This is a genomic window from Thainema salinarum CENA647 (genome assembly GCF_057732415.1).
Map to the genome: position 1 here is coordinate 11,702 of NZ_JBYJZJ010000026.1, position 18,117 is coordinate 29,818.

Sequence of the window (18,117 nt, forward strand, 5' to 3'; positions counted from 1 at the left end):
AACTGGAAAGCTATCTCTGGGGAGCAGCCACTATCCTGCGCGGTTTAGTAGATGCAGGCGACTATAAGCAGTTTCAGTAGATCACAAACTTTAAGTAGAGTTTGGTAGAAAAACCGCCTGGATGAGAGGAAAGCGTCGCTCAATTGCATGAGAGAGGAACTCCAGCATGGTTTTCAATGGAAAGAGGGCTCGATAGACTCGTCGCCCCCCACGTTGCGACTGGCTGACATAAGCCCACAGCAACCCAATCCACAAATTCACCAGAATAAAGGCCAAGGCTACATAGAAAAAGCGCACAACCGGATGCTTGGTGGTGGTGCGAATTCGGCCGAGATTTTTCAGGCGGTAACTGGTTTCAATGCCGAAACGGTTGCGGTAGTGGGAGGGTAAGTGAGCCAGGGCAACCTCCACCCGATACACCACAAACAGCAGGTATTGAATCCCATGCCGATGACGACGTCCTTTGTGATAGCGACACACCACCGCCATCTGACACACCACCGACCCATACTCCGGACTCTTGAGCGTATACTGAGTTCGATAACTGTGGCGACCGTGGCAGAGGGCGCGGGTTCCCCCCCGTTTGCCGCGAATGATAGCGGGCATCAGAAAGGGGATGTGCAGCGCCTGTAACCAGCGAATCACCGGCACACTGTAAAACCCTCGGTCGAGATAGAGTCGTTTGATCTTCACCCGCAAGGTCGTCAATCGAGCCAATAGGATTGTTAGAGTCGCCACCATCGTCTCCCCACGGGGGATCGCATGGAGAGCTAGGGTGACTCGCTGATGGCGGCCAATGACATAGACCGTCGCATAGGCAAAAAAGGTGGTCGTGCCCGCTTTAGCTTGAGACCGATAGATGTACGGCATCTCCTGCTGGTTGGGCACGCCATAGTAGGGAATCAGATGTAAATCAATCGCTAGGCGGTGACGATGATTGCCGATGCCCTCCGGCAGTCGACCCTGTAGCGCCTCATTCGCCTGGGTCTCTAACTGGGCCATGTCCTCCAATTGGTTGAGATGGTAGCGCACATCATTACTACTGGGCACGCCCGTTAACACCTCACACGCATGTTCGACCGTGTCCTGCCGACTCGCCGCCCACAGCAAAACGTGATAAAACGTCTGCGGGCTGTAAACCCCTTGAGTCTCCAGGGGAATCTGGGCCGAGACCCAGTCTAGGGCGGCAGTCAACGTGACCTCATCGGTTAGGGCTGGGCTGGAGGATACTGAAGGTGGGTAGGCAGTCATGGCTGTTACTTTATTATTGGTTAGCCTGACCCTACCCCTTTCCTGATGGACATACTTGCTTTTGAGAGGATTTGTGATCTACTGAGTTTGTATTTCCGCTCTTGTTTTACAAGCGTCTGTCGGATGTGTGGGATGAGGACTTTAACCAAGCGTTGGCCGATAGTGAAGATGCGGACTATGCTCGTGCGATGGCTGATGAGCGGTTCATCATTCCCGATGGAGCCCACTGGAAAGATGTGCGACTGGTGGCGAAAAACGTTGGGCGTGAAATTCAAGATGCGATGCGAGCCATTGAGCAGGCGAATCCTGGCCGGTTGGATGGTATTTTTGGCGATGCTCCCTGGACAAATAAAAACCGTCTACCCGACCACACCCTAAAAGACCTGCTGGAGCATTTTTCATCCGTGACATTAACCCTGGAGAATGTACCAGAGGATGAACTAGGCAATGCCTACGAGTTTTTGATCAAGAAGTTTGCTGACGACAGCGGTCACACTGCCCAGGAGTTTTACACCAACCGCACCCTGGTGCATCTAATGGCCCAGATGCTAGACCCAAAAGCGGATGAAAGCATCTATGACCCCACCTGTGGTACGGGCGGCATGTTGATTTCGGCTCTGGCGGAGGTAAGGCGCAAAAGGGGCGAGTACCGCACCCTAAAGCTCTATGGGCAGGAACGCAACCACATGACCGCTTCCATTGCCCGCATGAACCTGGTGCTGCATGGGCTAGAGGATTACGCTGTCGTTCGGGGGGATACCCTAGATAATCCTGGCTTTGTGGAGCGAGATCGCCTCCGCTCCTTTGATGTAGTGCTGGCCAATCCGCCTTATTCCATCAAACAATGGGATCGAGAAGCGTTTCAAACTGACAAGTGGGGGCGCAATTTTCTCGGCACCCCGCCCCAGGGCCGAGCCGATTATGCCTTTTTTCAGCACATTCTCAAAAGTCTGAACCAGCAAACGGGGCGCTCTGCGCGATTCTGTTTCCCCACGGGGTCTTGTTCCGGCGGGAGGAGGCAGAGATGCGGCAAAAGCTGGTGGAGGCTGACCTGGTGGATTGTGTGCTGGGGTTGGGGCCAAACCTGTTTTACAACTCGCCGATGGAAGCCTGTGTGGTCATCTGCCGCACGGCTAAGCCCCCAGAGCGCCAGGGCAAGGTGTTATTTATTGATGCGGTGAAAGAAGTCGCACGGGTCCAGGCCCAGAGCTTTTTGAAGCCAGAGCACCAGGCACGGATTTTGCAGGCGTATCAGGGGTTTGCCGATGAACCGGGCTTTGCCAAGGTGGCAACCCTGGCGGATGTGGCCGAGCAGGATTACAGCTTGTCGATTCCGCTGTATGTACGGCGTAAGCTGACGACAGATAAGCCAGAAGAGGCCAAGAGCCTGAAAGAGATCTGGGAAGACTGGGAGGAGGCCGGACGGGAGTTTTGGCTAGAGATGGATGCGGTGGTGGAAATGCTGGACGGATTACAAATCGCGGAATAAAATTTACCGATATGGTAAATAGTTTACCGAAATGGTAAACTTTTATTAGAGCTTTCCCATGGAAATCGTCTTTGAAGACAAAAATTTACAAGAGTTATGTGAACAGTCAAATTTGGCTCAGAGAAAGCTGGGTGCTCAGATGGCAAAGAAGTTGCGATCGCGATTAGCCGATTTAGTGGCTGCCTCGGTTGTGACAGAGTTGTGTGCAGGGCGTCCCCATCCCCTAACGGGAGATCGCGCAGGGGAATTTGCTCTAGATTTGGTGCATCCACAACGTTTGGTATTTGAAGCAGCCAATGATCCCATTCCTCGAAAAGGGGATGGCGGCATTGACTGGAGCCAAGTTACGCAAGTTCGCATTTTATGGATAGGGGATTACCATGATTGATACATTGCAATCGTTCGCCCCAGATTGGATTTCGCCTCCCGGCGAAACCATCGCAGACTTGCTAGAGGAACGCGACTGGACTCAAACCCAACTGGCAGAGCGTCTAGGATATACAACCAAACATATTAGTCATCTGATCAACGGCAAAGCGCCAATCACCGAAGACACAGCTCTAAAACTGGAGCGGGTTCTTGGCAGTACTGCGGCGTTTTGGTTGAATCGGGAAGCCCAATATCGGGCTGAATTAGCCAAGGTTGGAGAACAAGAAATCCTGACATCGTGGACAGACTGGTTAAATGAATTACCGGTTAAAGAGCTGATGAATCAGGGGATTATTCCTAAATGCCGACTGGATGCCAAGAATAAGCCTTGTGTAGTTAGAGACCTATTGGCTTTCTTTGGTGTTGCTTCTCCGGATGACTGGAGAAAGCATTATGTAGGTATGCAAGCTTCCTTTCGCCAGACTCGCCCTGATCAATGTGATGTAGGGGCTATTTCTGCTTGGCTCAGGCAGGGAGAAATAGCGGCTGAACAGCTACCTAGTCCTAGATATCACAAGGCTAAGTTTGAGAAAGCAGTTGAGGAGATCCGAAAACTGACGGTTTTGGCTCCAGAAGAGTTTGTGCCGAGAATGCGCCAGATGTGCTGGAGTGCTGGAGTTATTTTGGTTCTAGTTCCGTCTGTTCCGCGAGCGCGTACTAGTGGTGTTGCTCGCTGGCTAAACCCTCATAAAGCATTAATTCAGCTCTCTCTTTATGGAAAAAAGAACGACAAGTTTTGGTTCAATTTTTTCCATGAAGCAGCTCATATTCTGCTACATGCCGACCAAAAGAAAGACATCTTTTTAGATGATTGGGGGAAAGGCGAGAAGCTGAAATCTCAGCAGGAGGTAGAAGCTGATCAATGGGCTAAGGAGTTTCTGATTCCACCTGAGTATGATGCAGAGCTGACTAACTTAACGAGTAAGGAGGCTGTTGCAGAGTTTGCGGAAAGGTTAGGGATTCATCCCGCTATCGTAGTGGGTCGATTACAGCACGAAGGAGTGATTCCAATGGACTGGATGAACAAGGACTTCAAGGAAAGTTTTGATATCAATACTGTAACCGCACAGCCTGCACCGGCAGATGGCTTTGATCAGGCTATGAATTACGTGCTGAACAAGAATCGGGAGCTGTATGAGCGGTTGTCTTGATGCGGTATTTGACGGTTGAGGAGGTACAAAAACTACATCAGCGAGTGCTCGATGAAACGGGTGGCGGCAGCGGAGTACGGGATCAGGGTGCATTGGAGTCTGCCGTCGCCCAGCCGCAAATGGGATTTGGCGGTCAGGAGTTGTATCCCAGTTTGGCAGATAAGGCTGCTGCACTCGGTTTGTCACTAGCGATGAACCATCCTTTTGTGGATGGCAATAAGCGTACGGCCCATGCGGCGATGGAAGTTTTCTTGGTGCTAAATGGGTTTGAGTTAGCTGCTTCGGTAGATGAGCAGGAAAAGGTGATGTTGGAGCTGGCAGCGGGCAAGCTAGATCGGGAAGCCTTCACGGAATGGATACGACAGCATCTTCGGGCAATGGATTGATGAAACTGGCTGAGCGGAGACCACGATCAAAACATTCTGATCTGCGAGTCAGTAGCCTAATCCAGCAACTCATACAGTATTTGACTGATTTGGCCTTTGTATAGAAAGCGAACTAAAATGGTCGCTAAGCTGTCCAGTTTTGTGGACAAAATCGGTAGAACCCATATATAGTTTGGGTTATGAAATCTAGAGAACAGCTCAAAGCAGAAGTAGCAAAGGAAAAACGGATTCAGGCCCGTTTATCGCTGGCACGCATACGTCTAGAAGAGGCTCAACGGGAGCAAATCTGGGCGATCGCAGCCGCCCATGCTGATGGCTTATCGATTCGCAAAATTGCTGCGGTCATGGGATTGAGTTCGAGTCGAGTTCACCAACTGCTGCAGTCGGATGAAGCTCATCACATTCCGGCATGGCTAAACTCACCTGACCCGTTGAATGGGCGCAATGCTGACGATCAGTTAGACGAGCATCTCCCAGCAGAGACAGTGCTGCGGCAGCGATTGGCGGATGAAGTGGGACTGTTGCGTCGGTGTATTGAGTGGCTGGAGCAACTTGCTCGGGGCGAACGGGTGGTTATCAATCTGAGAGCCGACTGTGACTGCAAAACAGCCTATGTCAGTGTGAATCAGATGTGGGTCTTACGAGTGCTGAAGCGAATCACGGCTGACCTAGATCATTGGTCAGGGCTTCAGAATCCAAGCATCAGGAATGACGACGGCAGTGATGCGATCGCGGCTGGTGTAGAACATCGGCGTCGATTAGGGGAACCGGAGCCGCAATTGTCATCCCGTAATTGCTCAACCCAGTAGCCAATCGGACTGCTGAGAGGTAAGGGCACGAGAAATGGCATCAAAGGCAGAGATGCCCTGACGCTGTGCGGTATTGATGAGCGATCGCACCTGAGCGAACAGCTCGGCTCCCCAATCGGAGCGAAATCCGTTGGTCACCTTGCGAAAGACCACGCTCCAGCGCAACGCTTGTTCACTGGCATTGTTGGTCGGCGGGATGGTTTCATCCGTCAAAAACAGCAACAGATGAGAGCGAATCTTTCGATAACGTTTGAGCAACCGCTGCCCTTCAAGCGATTGGGGTTGCAGATTCAAAATCTCCCGCAGTGAGCCGCGAAATCGAGCGCCATACTGCTCGACGGTTGAGGCCGCCAGAGTGTGTCGTCGTCGTTGCAGAGCAATGACTTTGAGGAACAGCTGTTTCATCCGAGGAGCAAATAAGTCATCACCGGCATCAATGGCATACTGACAATCGCGCAGTTGATGGGCCAAACACACTTGCCACTCGTTTGCCGGATGAGCCTTCTGAGCACTAAACAAATCAGAGACCCACACCTGAGGCCGATGGCCGTCCATCACCTCGTCAATGACGGCTTTTCCTCGGCTCGGGCGAATCACATGCAAACAGACCTGCTCATTCTGAAACACCCACTCCCACTGGTTGACTCTATTGACTCGTGCCCCCGTCTCATCACTGCCGACCAGACGAGCACTGCGCAAGCGCTCCACAATCTGGGCCACCGGGGATTGAAGTTGACCCTGCACTCGTTTCAGTAGATTGGCAATGGCTCCTTGCGACACACTCAGACCGCAAAGGTCGCTCATCAACTGGCTCAGCCGCTCATAGCTGATGGCATGGCGGTAGCGCAGATAGGTGACTAGAGTTGCCACACTGTTACCAAAGGGAGAGCCGGGTTCCAACCCGACTGGAACGGGAGCCTCATAGGTTTGCTGGCAACAGGGACATACCCCGCCATAGCGTTCCACCCGCGTGATGTCAGGGGTGAGCTGAGGCAATTCAATCCGCTCGTAAATCCCGCTCAAGCGCTGCCTTGAGCGGTCAACCTCAGTCCCACAGTGGGGACAGCTCTTGGCTTGAGCCACCACAACTTGATTGGGCTGTTGACTTAATTCTCGCCCACCGTCACGGTGGCTTCCCGCTTCGTCCGATGGGCTAGCCGTTGGCTCACAGCGACTCTGATTGGGTTTGAAGCCCTTGGCAGGAGGCAAACTTGAATTGCGCGACGTTTTCTTCACCCGCTTTCGCTTCAGTTGTTCGACTTCTGCCCGCAATCGTTGCAGTTCCTGCCACAGCCCTTCTATCAGGGCATCCTTTTCGGCAGGGCTCAGTCCATCAAGTGGCGGCAGTTCTGTCATGGCAAAAGCTTATCATCTTCTGCTAAAGCCGTGCTTTGGTCAACCCAGTTGAGCAATTACGTCATCCCTAAGTCAGCACGAACAACGAGAAATCCTAAGGGAGAAGATGAGCCGATCACCGTTGTAAGCAGATGGCTGCTTAGCGACTTTGTTTTTCAAGAGTAGTACAGTGTTGGACTGCAAATGGACTACATACCCCTCAAAAATCAGTAGTACACGGCCTATTTCAAGGTCTTTTAGAAGCTGTAATCCTGTCGTTTCGTTGATTAATTGCTGCTGCTGGCAGCTAGTCATCTGTTCGACAAGAACCTTTATTGCACAAAGCTTTGCACTGTCTCTGTCCACAAAACTGGACGGCTTAGCGTCCGTTTTGGTTCGCTTTCTATACAAAGGCCTACATGAGAACCAAAATATCTTTGGGTACGACTTCACTTTTTCTGCCGTTCAAAGGAGTTTTTTGCTCAAAAGTATAGTGTCTATCTGGGATCAAAATTCATAGAGAGGCAACGGAGCATCGCAATTAAGCTGTATTCCTTGCATGGCAAGGCTTTTAGCTCTTTATTTATCCGTAAATCTTCTCGGCTCTACCCCAAAATTGCCCAAAAAGCACCCTAGTTTTACCCTAGTTTTACCTGGGTGGTTTTCTAAATTTCGTGCCAGTTTCGTGCCAGTTTTGTGGGTGTTTTGTGGGTGTTTTGTCTACCACTATTGAGGACTCAAGCACAATGAAATATCTTGCAAAGAATCAGTGAATCTAGAGCGAAAACGCCTGTCATGCCTGAATAGTAGCGTATTCCTAAATTTAGAGTATTTATCATCAAGGAGCCATGTCATGTTTAAGAAGATTGGATTTGGAGTTGCGATCGCGATTACGTTGACTGCGTGTGGCGGCAATAAGCCGTATGTGTGCAACGATCCAGAAGCATTTAAGGTGTTTGAGCGGTTGCCGGAAGAGACGCAGCAGGTGTTCGCAGATGCGATCGTGCTTTATGAGTCTGACGCAGGCTCAGAGAAATATCGAGAGCTGCTAGATGGCTACGAAAAATCTGACGCAGGTTTCGGCAAAGCGACATTTTATTTTTTGCCTAGCCTTGAAATTGCTGTTCAGCCAGCGGATATAGAAGACATATTAAATGGCGGCAATGCGATCCAGTGGATTATTGCCACTGCCGAAGAAGGGAAGGCAGACGATGACGGAGATGGTTACTCTGATTTCGCCTATCAGTGTGGGGTCGGGGATATTGAAATGTGGGGCTACTGATGCTTTACACCACCACCTCCAGCTCACTGAGAGGCACTTGCCGCCGCTGGGTTCCGTAGACATTGGATAACTCGATGGTTGCGATCGCACCTTCGACGGCAGTGATTAGCCAACTCGATAGGCTAGTGCCAAATTTGGCGAACTGGCCCACAATATCGGAGACAATTTCGCCCCCCTTACTCGCTACGCTTTGGGGCTTTGGTGGGCTGGTATCCATGATTTGTATAGGGTCTGTATTCTTATTACAAATCGTGGATACGGGGCTGGAAAGCTTGCTGCAAGCTGCTTTGAGTAGTCGTTGTCTGAGGGGATTATTCAAATCAGGGATGGCATAGATGCGATCGCTTTGCTCACCACGTTTACCAGGCCGAGAGATGGCCTCAGCTTTTAGGCCAAGCTTTTGGAGTAGCTTGTTGCAGATGTGTACTGGTGTTTGGCTTTCCTTGATTTGGAGCTTTAGCCAGTAGTAAATCTCGTTAGCAAATTGGAGTGCTTGTTTCTTGATTGAGATACATCGCTGGTCGCTATTGCTATAGAATTTGCCGTCCAGCAACGTCAACACACCCAGCCGATCTATCATCGCCGCTTTGATGTAATTTTTGGGTAGCCGGTGGCCAGCTCGCACTTTACCGCTCAAAATTTGCTCGGCAACAGCACGATCGCTGTCTCGTACCGCATCAAGATTTTGCGCCCGTGCCTGTAGCAATACGCCGCGCCGCATCCTGCCATAGTCTTTCGTGATGGCCTCATATACCTCATCTTGGCTATCAAACAGCACACCAGGAAATTCATCACGCCAGAGCACCTTATGGGCAAGGATGCGATCGGCTCGCGTCGCCTCCATTGAATCAAGGGTGTGATGTGCCCATTCTGGGGTGTGATGCTCTTCAATCACCCCATTGGCAATCTCTAGCGCTTCATCCTGCCAAATATCATCTTGGGCCTGTTTCCAGATATCGGAAATGGCTTTATCGCTGGCAGCCTGAATCAAGTTCACGATATGCCCAGCCGATTCAAGCCGATCAATGAGGGCAACTTGTGCGATCGCTTTCTGGCTACCGGATACCACAGCCGATTCTGATAGGTAGTCGAGAATAGCCGATTCGATGGCTGATTGCTCGCGATTCTCCTCATTAAGATTGAGTAGCTTCGCTACGTTGGCTAGATTGCTCTCTAAGCGCTTTCGAGCAGCATGGGGTGAGTATTGCCCCTCATCGGCATTCCCCAGGATGAATTTAGGCGCAAAGATATATCTAGGCACTGGAGGCCGATAGCGCCCCAATAGCTGCATGTGGGTATCAGTATCAAGGCATGGGAAGTATCCCCACACTTGAGAGAAATAGGCGTTTTCAGCCAATACGCCTCCTTCAATACTCACGCCTGATTTAGCGCTGGGTGAAAGAATCAGCACATCAGGCTGATTCTGCTTGAGCCATTGATTTGGATTCTCGAAAAAGAGCTTGTAGGCTTCCCCTTCATTGGTTTCTGAATCAATGCGAGCAACTTTCACGCTGCATCGTGTGCCGTCTCCAGTGTCAGTATCTAAAACTTGGCATTGCTCGTTGATGATGTGCTCTAGCCGTTTGGCCTCAAGCTGAGATGAAGTCACGAATAGAATCTTTTCGTGACTCTGAATCCGAGCTAGTAAAGCCCCTCTAAAGCTGCTCACATGCCCCTCATACATCGATACATTCCAAGGAATACCCTGTTTTTCATGGCGAAAACACCGAACGGCTGTTGCGCCGCTGATGGCTTGCCAGAACTTAACGCAGCGATCGGGAATACCGTCCTCACTGAGAACGATAGCGCCGCCACTTGAGATCGCATGTTTCGCAGTGCTTTCAATGGCCTCTAAAACTGGAGAATACCGAGATTTCAGCGTATCGCCCTGACAAATATGCTGCGTTACTTGATTGGCTTCATCCAGTACCAACAGCACCGGCTTCTCCCAAAACCATTCTGGGATTTTGTTGATTGAATCGGGACAAAGCACAACCGCTGGCCATTGCCTCACAGCCTCCCAGAATTGGCGCTGATTGCCTTGCTGATTGTGAATATGCTCAATGCCCCAATCTTTAGCCGTTTGCTGGCCGAGTGAATTAAGCGGAGCTAAACCCAAAACGTGATAGCCATTGGCTAAAGTAGATTGCACCCAATCAGCACCAGCTCGAACGGTTTTACCGCTGTTCATATTGGCTGTGACAACATGAATTGCACCCGGTGTTATGGTCGGTAACTCTGGCATGTACTCGCCTTCAGTATCCCTCTCAATGAGGATTGAAAGTGAGTTATATCGTTTGATGGTGTTAAGCGCCGCGATAATCTGGCCATTACGCTTATAAAGCTTCAGAGTGAGAGCATTTTTCAGCACTCCATCCAGCCAAGATTGAGCATTATCGCCTTGGGCATATAGGCAATCATCAACGCCCTTGCCTTCACTAGCTGGCCAAACAGCAACGAATACTTTGCAGCCTTTGGCCTCCAATTCGTTCCCAAGCTTGCGAGCTTGTATGCGTACATTGGCAATCGTTCTAGGTTTCGTGTCTTGGTCGAAGATGATATAGATTGTGCGTCCTTTGGTGGCAAACTGAGCAATCTCAGGATGCAATTCCAGACTTCCTTGGAGATGCCATTGGGTGATACCGCGAATTGCGATTGCAGGGATGCCATGAGCAGTTAAAGCAAGCGCTTTCTTGAATCCCTCAGTGATGATTATGGGCTGATTGGTGATTCGCACCCAATACCAGAAATCGTCATCGGCTTCAGCAGCGTACTGCGCAATTGTTTCCGTATCCAATACAGGCAAGATAGGCGATGCAATTGCGCCTGGTGCTGTTTCATATTTGATGAACTTCCCAGCATCCTGCCAATCAGAGCGAGGATTAATCGGCTTGCAGTAGGGCACACCATGCCGAGATGCCCAGATACCATCACGAATACACTCGTAGCGCCCTAATAGCTCTCGCACTGGCTTTGTAGCGTATTGGTTGCTATGGCCTCCAATGCTGGCCAGCTTATCGCCTAGCAGGTATTCCTGAGCCATATCGCCGCGAAACAGCTCGATATTGGCATCCCATAAGCCTTTAGGAATTGCTGATTTAATGCGCTCCGATTCTGCCCAATCAATCAGCGATTGCTGACGCTGTAGAGAATCAGAGAATGATTCGATGTACTGGAGTTCAGGAGATGTGCTGCTAATCATGCCGCTACCTCCCCACCGTTGCAAACCTCGATAGACCGCTGTAGCCAAATTTCAATCGCTACGGCAAAACGGCCTTTGTCCTGATTGGCCTTATATTGCTGCTGTAGCCAATCAATCTCAGCTTTGAAGAATTGCCCAGCAATCGACTGATATTGCCCGTCACTCGGCTCCCAGACGCTCACCTTCCAGCGCCTCTCTGTGCCGATGCGATCGCACTCAGGCACCTCAAAGAATTGCAAGTGGCCAGTGAACGGCTCGGTGTTGGCCTGTTTTTCTAGCTTGCGATAATCGGCGATTGTGAAGCGTTGACCTAATCCCCGGTAATCCGGTCGAGATTTCGGATTATAATTGTAGCCAAAGAATTCGGTTAGGGCATCAAGATTTTTTAGGCGGGTATCACTCTCGTGTGAGAAACACGCATAATGTAAATTGGTTAGCATTGAGATGCGCCCTCCTTTGGCGCTGGTAAGCGCCTGAAGTGCTCATCCGAGGTAATTGAAAAGCTGTTCGCCCGACCAAGTTTGAGCAGCCATTCAATTCGAATTGGGAAGAAGCATTCAGGCTAAAAAAAAACAAAAAGCCCCAAACGTAGTTGGCGCTACGCTGGGGCTTTTTTAGTTTCAGATTTTGTGTCTTCCTCCAACAGATTGGCGATCGCCATGTTCACCGCACCATTGCGGCTCAGGCCGTGTCGCTGAACAAACTCAGTGAACTTGGAATAATTAGCCTTGTGGATACGTAAGGTGAATAGATCTGTTTCTCTTTTCATATTTGCATTTTGTTTTAATCAACAATTCTGACTTCATACATTTCATGATCATTTCTCCGCTGCTACCGCTCATTGTGTTCTCCTATCAAGATAATAGCTTAAATATCCCAATGTGACACATATAAGTTGTAGAAAAGGTGAGTCAGTACAAAATATAGATTCTCTACACATGGCAAGCAAACTATCCCAAATCTGATCGCATAAATCGCTGAAAGCCAGAGCGATCGGAAATTTTCTGTTTTATATTTTCTATTTTCTAGATTTTAGTATCCGAATCCGAAAATGTTAAATAAACTAAATTGAGCAAAAAAATGTGCAAAATTTAGATTTTTAATGATCTAGCTTTTTAAAACAAATTGAGTTTTAAGCTCTACAAACTTCTGAATTAAGGATCTTCTGAAAGCTCGGAAAGTAGCGGCTTTTGAGTAAATTTCGTCGATCCAAATCATGCGATCTTCCGGATCAAAGGATCGCTGGATCAGATCGATATTTTCTGCTTGTAAATAATCAGGCTGGATCTGTTTTATTCCACGCCTCGAATACTACAAATCTGCATATATAGCGTTGTATGTAGCAATTCTTCTCTCTAGCAACGCTTAACATAGCGTAATACAAAGTATTATCTCCATTTTAATGTTTTTTCTCTGGTGTAGCTGGCAGAGCTGCCCCAAAACAAGCGAATCATGCTATCCTTACGCCAGAAGCGCAAAAAAGCGCATAACAACTCTATGGAGTCCTAACGTCGGCCCGCCAAAGCACATCGCTAGGTTCCTGGTTGAAACCACAAATCAATTTCGAAAGCTTTACAAGCCCTGACTGTTCCCGCAGTTGGGGCTTTTGGCTTTCTTGATTACGTTCACATCTTCGTCACCTCCTTGAAGAGATTGGTCAAACCTTGCAATAGCCGATCAGATTGTAGCGGTTAAGCATCGGCTGAAGGTAAGTGCGATCGCAACTCTCAATCCACCCTGCTTTTACCCTACTTTTACCAGGGGCGCTGCGATCTCACATTGCATTAATTCAGCTCCTTCGTAATCAACTGCTGAATGATGGCAATGAGCGAGCTTTGCTGCTGGCCCTGCTGCTGGATGAGCACTTCAATCCGGCCCAGTGTGGCATCCATCCTGTCGAGTGCAGCGTTCATGCGATCGCCCTGTTGTTGAAGCATCGTTTCCAACCGGGTCAGCGTGGCATCCATGCGATCGCCCTGCTGCGTCAGCATGTTCTGCGTCTGCACTGTATGCTCCGTCAGTTTGCCGATTTGGTCAGTCAGCATGTCGATCTTTTCGTCCAGTGTGTTGGCCATCTGCGATCGCGCCTCACTTCTTATCGTTGTCTGGCTTCTCAGGAGGCAGCTCCCCCCGATCCTTAGCGTCACGGATAGCCAGCTCAACAGCGATCGCTGCAACGCTGGCTACTGCCTGCCCTCGAATTTCAGCCCAGCGCTCCAAGTCTCGATGGACTGGATCGGGCAAGGTTACGTGAACTCGTTTTGCCACTTCATCATTCATTAATTCCAATACCTCGAATGTTACTGCAAAGACCCACCATTGCAGCTTTTTTGTGCTGCTTTTAAACGTTTGTGCCTAGATTGTAGCTCTAAAGTTGCTTCAAAGCTACAACATTGTGCTAGCATCTGTTCATGTTTAAACGCAATTGAAACCAATTCGCTACAGATTGGAGCCAAATTATGCAGACATTGAACGAAATTGCAGACACATTGGGCGTATCGCCCTCAACACTACGCAACAAGGTTCAGCGTTACCAGGACAGCACTGGCGTTAACTTCTATGCGCTGGGTGAAAAAGACCCGCTAGACAACCGCCGCACCGTCTACCCTGACAGCGCTGTAGATAATTTGCTGGTATTTATCGACCCGAACTACCAACCACCGCAGCCGGAACCTGAAGCCGTTCACGCGCTGGTGACGGTCGAAACTGGCAATCACAGCACCGCACTCGATACGCCGCAGTTACAGGGAACGTTTTCGTTAGAGCAGTTCCGAGACAGCGAGAGCATCAGCTACGACGATCCGGATGCACTAGTTGCACTCGTCACCAGTGGACTCGACAAAATCGAAGCGGGTATGAAAGCCGACATTAAAGCCCGTGAAGAGAAACTACAGCGTAGCCGTGAAGCCGCTGCCACCGTTGCCAAACGCGCTCAGAAGTTTGCGATCGCAGCCGAGTCCTATCGACTGGAAGCCAAGCTGCTCGATAAGAACCAAACCCTAACCACCGAACAGCTACAGGACGCACTGGGGGAGATTCAAAGCCTGGGAAAGCCCAGCGCTGGCTAGGCTGCATCGCCCTGCTGTGTGTTGGCGCTGCCGTCGCGCTAATTGCGTATCCAGGGATAACAGGTTGTTCAGCCCAGATTGAGAGCCAAAGCACTAAAAACTACGATGCACTGGGTGTTTCAGCCGTCAGTTCCGATCGCTAGTGCTGCACTACCCCCCTGAACTGCACCAGATTTCTTCACTAAACCGACTCACCCCGCACTAAGTGCGAGTTTGCCTATGAAAGCCTTTTTTGCTGGAGCCATCACCGCACTGGCGACCGCTGCGATCGGCTCCACCCTCTACGGTCGCACCGTGGTTGAAATGGAGCTAACCCCGCGCCAATGGGAGCAAATCTACCTTGCTTCCATCGTCTACAGCACCGCACCGGGAATTGGAACAGGTGCGATCGCATATACCGCTGTTAAATCCAGGGATAAGAACCCGAAGAAACTCCGAAAGCAGGCTGAAGCCTATTTTCGGTTGCCATCGGTACGCAACGACTTCACCAGTTCAACTCTGACTGACATTGCGGCCCACTTCATCAATCAGGAGGGCAAGCATCAATGATGAAGAATCTAAAGTGGATTGTCGGACTGGGAGCCGTCGCCACCATCATTTTATTCAATTCCGTCAAAGCAGCGCTCGATAACGGTACCGCTCAAATTGCCGTTACCCCTGAAGCGCTTGAGCTATTTCGTGAAGTCGCCCGTGATGAAATGGGCACTGAGTCAGCACAGATGAGCATCAATGACAGCATTCTCAGCCGTCAGTTTGATGCTTACGAGCAATATCGGGAATCGGTTGGTGTTTCCCTTCAGGCCATGATTTGCGATCGCGCAAACCAAATTTGGGATGAGGCTGAAGCGAAGCAGAAAACTGAGCGGATTCCATTTGAAGAAACGGTACTAAACAAACTGAGAGCAGTTCACAGCTCCATCCAGCAACAGACGAGCGGTTCCCAAGTACTGGTCATGGACGCGGCTGGTATTGAAGCCCCCCGCGCCGCATTGATTGACCTGGAAGCAATTGGACGAGTGATGGAAGATCGAGCGGCTGGTAAAACTCCACCAAGCTGTGACTTGAGAACCGCTGATTTCTTACCCGCTGCTGAGCAGTTGCTAGAGCGCTCAGAAATTGCACTAGGACGAGGCTTACGTTTTGGAGATATGAAGGATGACGCAATCAACAACAACCAAACCGAAACGGCATCAGGGACTAACGGTACTGAGCCTGATAGCAGCAGCGACAGTGATGGGGACGGTAGCGCCCAAGGCGGTTAAAGGTTCACCGTTAGCCATTCTCTGGGGATTGGTATCTGTAGCGACTACCGCAACTGCATTGGCAATCCATGAGCATGAAAAACTGAAGCCGTCCGACTATGCCGCTGGAGCCAATGAAGCAGCCACTCGGTTAACGCGGCTGATTAACCCAGAAGCCGAGCGAGTAGTGGTTGGCTTCATTCCTCCAGCGCTGCGACCGACCAAAGCCCCGCGTCCCTATGGTCGGTTCATCAAGTACAGCACTGGCACGACTGCACCACCGGATTCAGGAAAGACGCACTTTCAAAATTTGCTATTTCGGGAGATCTACAGCCAGAATCCAAACGCTTATATACGGATTCTCGATATCGACTATGGCAAGCGTGACCTGATCTGGTGTGGAGCGCCGTTAGGCCGAGTTGTGTTTGACCGCTCAATGGCTAGTCAGTTCCCCCAGGTCATCCAAGAATTTCATGATGCACTGGACAACATCGACGGTAATCAGGAGATGCATCTGTTCATTCCTGAGTTGGGTTCAATGCTCAATTTGTTGGGTGGAGCGGCTGAACTCGCGATCGCACAACTGTCTGATATTGCTGAGCAAGGGCACGGTAAGAACGTTTTTCTGCACATCGATATGCAAGATAGCGGTGTAGCTCGTTCTCAGATTCCAGAAGCCATCAAGACCAGCTTGCACTGGATAGCCATCTCCCCCACCACAAACAAGCACCTGAAGGAAATCAGCTCTGCGTTTGATTGGGACGCTGATAAGAAAGCTCAAATCCTTGCACTGAGAGAAGCAGGTAAGCGTTTTGCTGTGTCGCTGACCTCCAGCGGCGTGGATGTGTTCGAGATTCCCCATGAACCTGTAGAGCCATTGGACTTTCCCCTAGAATCGCCCGTCGATGTGTGGCTAGCGTCCCTCGATTGGGCTGTGCTGAGTGACTTCACCAGCGCCACCGCTGCCTGGAATGAAGTGAAGGATGGTGATACCCCTGACGGATTCGCCAAATCCCGCCGTAGGGGAAACGTGTGGTGGGAATCGTTCAAAGCCAAGTTTGAAAGCGTCGTTTCTGAGGAGATTGAAGCAGCATGAGAGGACTAGCTGATTTTATTGGTAACGCCATTATTCTCTATGTCTTGGTCGTTGCGATCGCGATGGGAGCAATCAATATTCCGATGATTGCCAGTCTGTTGCTCGGCATGGGCACGGGAGCACATGAGCAGGTGACTGAGATGCGGCCCCGGCTCCAGCAGCAAAGCGGTAATCGGACTTATCCCTGGTAGGAGGCGTGATGCTCGACACCATCAATCTCGTCTTGCGCCTCACCCTCATTTTGATGGTCATCTGGGCGTTAGGCGACTTAATCAACGCCAGCCCCGCTGGATGGGCCATCAAGACAGGTAAATCAATTGTGGAGTTTGTGAACTGATGGTTGGACAGTGGATAGAAACCTTAGTGCTGATTGGCTGTATCTGGGTGATGTCCGCTGTTCAACGGCTTGATAACCCCTTCGACTTCTATTCCCAGGTTGGAGAGGATATCGCAGAAGCATTGGCCAACGGCGGAGAAAACATGAACGATGACAGCAGCACTCCCAGCGGCACAGCCACCCAAGAAGCCGCAGACACCCAAACCGAAACCGAAGAAAACCAAGCCCAAACCGGACAATCCAGCCAGTGGGACATCTGGCGACAAAAAGCCGAAAACCAAGGGCAAGAAATCTAACTCAAAGAAACGCAGGCCCAAGTCAGATCAGACGCAACAGCAGACAGCGGGCAATCAATCAACGGGGCGATCGCAGCAGGCCCAACAGCCACCCCGACCAGAACCAGAAATTCACTACGACTATGATCAACTGCATGAAGCGGCTCGTGAGTTTGCCAAGACTCTTGCCTATGAGATGGGGCAGAATACCCGTCAGCAAGTTGATGCGTCCGTCGCTAGCTATGCCAAGGAAATCAGGAAACAGACCAGCGGCAATTGGATACTTAATTCTGCGTTTTGGGTGTTCATTACGATGGTCGGTTCGTCGGCAACTGCGATCGCAAACTTGAACGTTTTGAGCATGGTTCCCGGTATGGGAATGCTGACCAGTGCGACTGGAGCCGCTGGTCAAGTTGACGTTAGCCAGTTGGATATGTCGCCTGCAACCGTTGGCAAAACAGCCAATGGGTTCACCATCACATCCAACTATGGCTATCGCTCAGCACCCACGGCTGGAGCCACATCCGACCATGATGGAGTAGATGCAGGAGCCGATCCGGGAACGCCTCTCTATGCCCCCGCTGCTGGCACGGTTCGCTGTTAGGCCTTTGTATAGAAAGCGAACCAAAACGGACGCTAAGCCGTCCAGTTTTGTGGACAGAGACAGTGCAAAGCTTTGTGCAATAAAGGTTCTTGTCGAACAGATGACTAGCTGCCAGCAGCAGCAATTAATCAACGAAACGACAGGATTACAGCTTCTAAAAGA

Annotated in this window: 19 protein-coding genes and 1 pseudogene; 13 read left to right on the plus strand and 7 right to left on the minus strand. The window is 50.4% G+C overall.

All coding sequences use genetic code 11. The annotated features are described in order from the left end of the window. Window positions 1-90: 90 nt before the first annotated feature. Window positions 91-1,251 (minus strand): transposase, encoded by a 1,161-nt coding sequence (locus tag AC286M_RS35350; RefSeq protein WP_488207701.1) that lies wholly within the window; start codon window positions 1,249-1,251, stop codon window positions 91-93. Between the two features lie 95 nt (window positions 1,252-1,346). On the opposite strand from AC286M_RS35350, the pseudogene AC286M_RS35355 reads away from it, so the two are divergent. The 5 genes and pseudogenes from AC286M_RS35355 to AC286M_RS35375 all read left to right on the plus strand — a co-directional run. After that, a pseudogene (locus tag AC286M_RS35355) lies at window positions 1,347-2,740 on the plus strand (class I SAM-dependent DNA methyltransferase); the annotation flags it as partial. A 58-nt stretch (window positions 2,741-2,798) separates the two neighbouring features. After that, a complete protein-coding gene (locus AC286M_RS35360) occupies window positions 2,799-3,128 on the plus strand; it encodes a type II toxin-antitoxin system RelE/ParE family toxin (protein WP_488208925.1) in 330 nt (109 codons plus the stop codon). Beyond that, window positions 3,121-4,320, plus strand: coding sequence for a HigA family addiction module antitoxin (locus tag AC286M_RS35365; protein ID WP_488208926.1), 1,200 nt, complete (start codon window positions 3,121-3,123; stop codon window positions 4,318-4,320). Before AC286M_RS35360 ends, AC286M_RS35365 begins: the two co-directional genes overlap by 8 nt. Further along, entirely contained in the window at window positions 4,320-4,706 is a 387-nt protein-coding gene (locus tag AC286M_RS35370; RefSeq protein WP_488208927.1) for a type II toxin-antitoxin system death-on-curing family toxin, read from the plus strand. Before AC286M_RS35365 ends, AC286M_RS35370 begins: the two co-directional genes overlap by 1 nt. Window positions 4,707-4,885: 179 nt before the next feature. Further along, a complete protein-coding gene (locus tag AC286M_RS35375) occupies window positions 4,886-5,515 on the plus strand; it encodes a hypothetical protein (protein ID WP_488208928.1) in 630 nt (209 codons plus the stop codon). On the opposite strand, the gene tnpC is transcribed toward AC286M_RS35375, so the two are convergent. Further along, entirely contained in the window at window positions 5,504-6,871 is a 1,368-nt protein-coding gene (gene tnpC / locus AC286M_RS35380; RefSeq protein WP_488208929.1) for an IS66 family transposase, read from the minus strand. The two genes, AC286M_RS35375 and tnpC, sit on opposite strands and share 12 nt — an antisense overlap. 832 nt (window positions 6,872-7,703) lie before the next feature. Here tnpC and AC286M_RS35385 point away from each other — a divergent pair. Further along, the gene (locus AC286M_RS35385; protein ID WP_488208930.1) at window positions 7,704-8,132 is read left to right on the plus strand and encodes a hypothetical protein; all 429 of its coding nucleotides are present in this window, start codon (window positions 7,704-7,706) and stop codon (window positions 8,130-8,132) included. A 4-nt stretch (window positions 8,133-8,136) separates the two neighbouring features. On the opposite strand, the gene AC286M_RS35390 is transcribed toward AC286M_RS35385, so the two are convergent. The 5 genes from AC286M_RS35390 to AC286M_RS35410 form a co-directional block, all read right to left on the minus strand. Further along, on the minus strand, window positions 8,137-11,334 hold the full coding sequence (locus AC286M_RS35390) for a DUF3854 domain-containing protein (protein WP_488208931.1): 3,198 nt from the start codon (window positions 11,332-11,334) through the stop codon (window positions 8,137-8,139). Beyond that, window positions 11,331-11,774: a hypothetical protein gene (locus AC286M_RS35395; protein WP_488208932.1), complete on the minus strand. Its 444-nt coding sequence runs from the start codon at window positions 11,772-11,774 to the stop codon at window positions 11,331-11,333. Before AC286M_RS35395 ends, AC286M_RS35390 begins: the two co-directional genes overlap by 4 nt. Window positions 11,775-11,932: 158 nt before the next feature. Next, complete coding sequence (locus AC286M_RS35400) at window positions 11,933-12,103, minus strand: hypothetical protein (RefSeq protein WP_488208933.1); 171 nt, start codon at window positions 12,101-12,103, stop codon at window positions 11,933-11,935. Window positions 12,104-13,118: 1,015 nt separating this feature from the next. Beyond that, complete coding sequence (locus AC286M_RS35405) at window positions 13,119-13,409, minus strand: hypothetical protein (protein ID WP_488208934.1); 291 nt, start codon at window positions 13,407-13,409, stop codon at window positions 13,119-13,121. Between the two features lie 13 nt (window positions 13,410-13,422). After that, a complete protein-coding gene (locus AC286M_RS35410) occupies window positions 13,423-13,614 on the minus strand; it encodes a ribbon-helix-helix domain-containing protein (protein WP_488208935.1) in 192 nt (63 codons plus the stop codon). 179 nt (window positions 13,615-13,793) lie between these two features. Between AC286M_RS35410 and AC286M_RS35415 the strand changes: the two genes are divergently transcribed. The 7 genes from AC286M_RS35415 to AC286M_RS35445 all read left to right on the plus strand — a co-directional run bounded on the left by AC286M_RS35415 (window position 13,794) and on the right by AC286M_RS35445 (window position 17,955). After that, the gene (locus AC286M_RS35415) at window positions 13,794-14,402 is read left to right on the plus strand and encodes a hypothetical protein (protein ID WP_488208936.1); all 609 of its coding nucleotides are present in this window, start codon (window positions 13,794-13,796) and stop codon (window positions 14,400-14,402) included. 219 nt (window positions 14,403-14,621) lie between these two features. Then, a complete protein-coding gene (locus AC286M_RS35420; RefSeq protein ID WP_488208937.1) occupies window positions 14,622-14,951 on the plus strand; it encodes a hypothetical protein in 330 nt (109 codons plus the stop codon). Continuing rightward, window positions 14,948-15,664 carry a hypothetical protein gene (locus tag AC286M_RS35425; RefSeq protein WP_488208938.1) on the plus strand — a complete coding sequence of 239 codons (717 nt, stop codon included), beginning with the start codon at window positions 14,948-14,950 and terminating at the stop codon, window positions 15,662-15,664. Before AC286M_RS35420 ends, AC286M_RS35425 begins: the two co-directional genes overlap by 4 nt. Beyond that, complete coding sequence (locus tag AC286M_RS35430) at window positions 15,558-16,739, plus strand: hypothetical protein (protein ID WP_488208939.1); 1,182 nt, start codon at window positions 15,558-15,560, stop codon at window positions 16,737-16,739. The genes AC286M_RS35425 and AC286M_RS35430 overlap by 107 nt, the downstream gene beginning before the upstream one ends. Beyond that, window positions 16,736-16,930 carry a hypothetical protein gene (locus AC286M_RS35435; RefSeq protein WP_488208940.1) on the plus strand — a complete coding sequence of 65 codons (195 nt, stop codon included), beginning with the start codon at window positions 16,736-16,738 and terminating at the stop codon, window positions 16,928-16,930. The genes AC286M_RS35430 and AC286M_RS35435 overlap by 4 nt, the downstream gene beginning before the upstream one ends. 8 nt (window positions 16,931-16,938) lie before the next feature. Continuing rightward, a complete protein-coding gene (locus tag AC286M_RS35440) occupies window positions 16,939-17,076 on the plus strand; it encodes a hypothetical protein (protein WP_488208941.1) in 138 nt (45 codons plus the stop codon). Window positions 17,077-17,226: 150 nt separating this feature from the next. Further along, a complete protein-coding gene (locus AC286M_RS35445) occupies window positions 17,227-17,955 on the plus strand; it encodes a M23 family metallopeptidase (RefSeq protein WP_488208942.1) in 729 nt (242 codons plus the stop codon). The last annotated feature ends 162 nt before the right edge of the window (window positions 17,956-18,117 follow it).

Excerpts from the sequence above, each read along its gene's own strand:
- AC286M_RS35350 (WP_488207701.1), bottom strand. The coding sequence starts at position 1,251 with ATGACTGCCTACCCACCTTCAGTATCCTCCAGCCCAGCCCTAACCGAT.
- AC286M_RS35360 (WP_488208925.1), top strand. The coding sequence starts at position 2,799 with ATGGAAATCGTCTTTGAAGACAAAAATTTACAAGAGTTATGTGAACAG.
- AC286M_RS35365 (WP_488208926.1), top strand. The coding sequence starts at position 3,121 with ATGATTGATACATTGCAATCGTTCGCCCCAGATTGGATTTCGCCTCCC.
- AC286M_RS35370 (WP_488208927.1), top strand. The coding sequence starts at position 4,320 with ATGCGGTATTTGACGGTTGAGGAGGTACAAAAACTACATCAGCGAGTG.
- AC286M_RS35375 (WP_488208928.1), top strand. The coding sequence starts at position 4,886 with ATGAAATCTAGAGAACAGCTCAAAGCAGAAGTAGCAAAGGAAAAACGG.
- tnpC (WP_488208929.1), bottom strand. The coding sequence starts at position 6,871 with ATGACAGAACTGCCGCCACTTGATGGACTGAGCCCTGCCGAAAAGGAT.
- AC286M_RS35385 (WP_488208930.1), top strand. The coding sequence starts at position 7,704 with ATGTTTAAGAAGATTGGATTTGGAGTTGCGATCGCGATTACGTTGACT.
- AC286M_RS35390 (WP_488208931.1), bottom strand. The coding sequence starts at position 11,334 with ATGATTAGCAGCACATCTCCTGAACTCCAGTACATCGAATCATTCTCT.
- AC286M_RS35395 (WP_488208932.1), bottom strand. The coding sequence starts at position 11,774 with ATGCTAACCAATTTACATTATGCGTGTTTCTCACACGAGAGTGATACC.
- AC286M_RS35400 (WP_488208933.1), bottom strand. The coding sequence starts at position 12,103 with ATGAAAAGAGAAACAGATCTATTCACCTTACGTATCCACAAGGCTAAT.
- AC286M_RS35405 (WP_488208934.1), bottom strand. The coding sequence starts at position 13,409 with ATGGCCAACACACTGGACGAAAAGATCGACATGCTGACTGACCAAATC.
- AC286M_RS35410 (WP_488208935.1), bottom strand. The coding sequence starts at position 13,614 with ATGAATGATGAAGTGGCAAAACGAGTTCACGTAACCTTGCCCGATCCA.
- AC286M_RS35415 (WP_488208936.1), top strand. The coding sequence starts at position 13,794 with ATGCAGACATTGAACGAAATTGCAGACACATTGGGCGTATCGCCCTCA.
- AC286M_RS35420 (WP_488208937.1), top strand. The coding sequence starts at position 14,622 with ATGAAAGCCTTTTTTGCTGGAGCCATCACCGCACTGGCGACCGCTGCG.
- AC286M_RS35425 (WP_488208938.1), top strand. The coding sequence starts at position 14,948 with ATGATGAAGAATCTAAAGTGGATTGTCGGACTGGGAGCCGTCGCCACC.
- AC286M_RS35430 (WP_488208939.1), top strand. The coding sequence starts at position 15,558 with ATGACGCAATCAACAACAACCAAACCGAAACGGCATCAGGGACTAACG.
- AC286M_RS35435 (WP_488208940.1), top strand. The coding sequence starts at position 16,736 with ATGAGAGGACTAGCTGATTTTATTGGTAACGCCATTATTCTCTATGTC.
- AC286M_RS35440 (WP_488208941.1), top strand. The coding sequence starts at position 16,939 with ATGCTCGACACCATCAATCTCGTCTTGCGCCTCACCCTCATTTTGATG.
- AC286M_RS35445 (WP_488208942.1), top strand. The coding sequence starts at position 17,227 with ATGACAGCAGCACTCCCAGCGGCACAGCCACCCAAGAAGCCGCAGACA.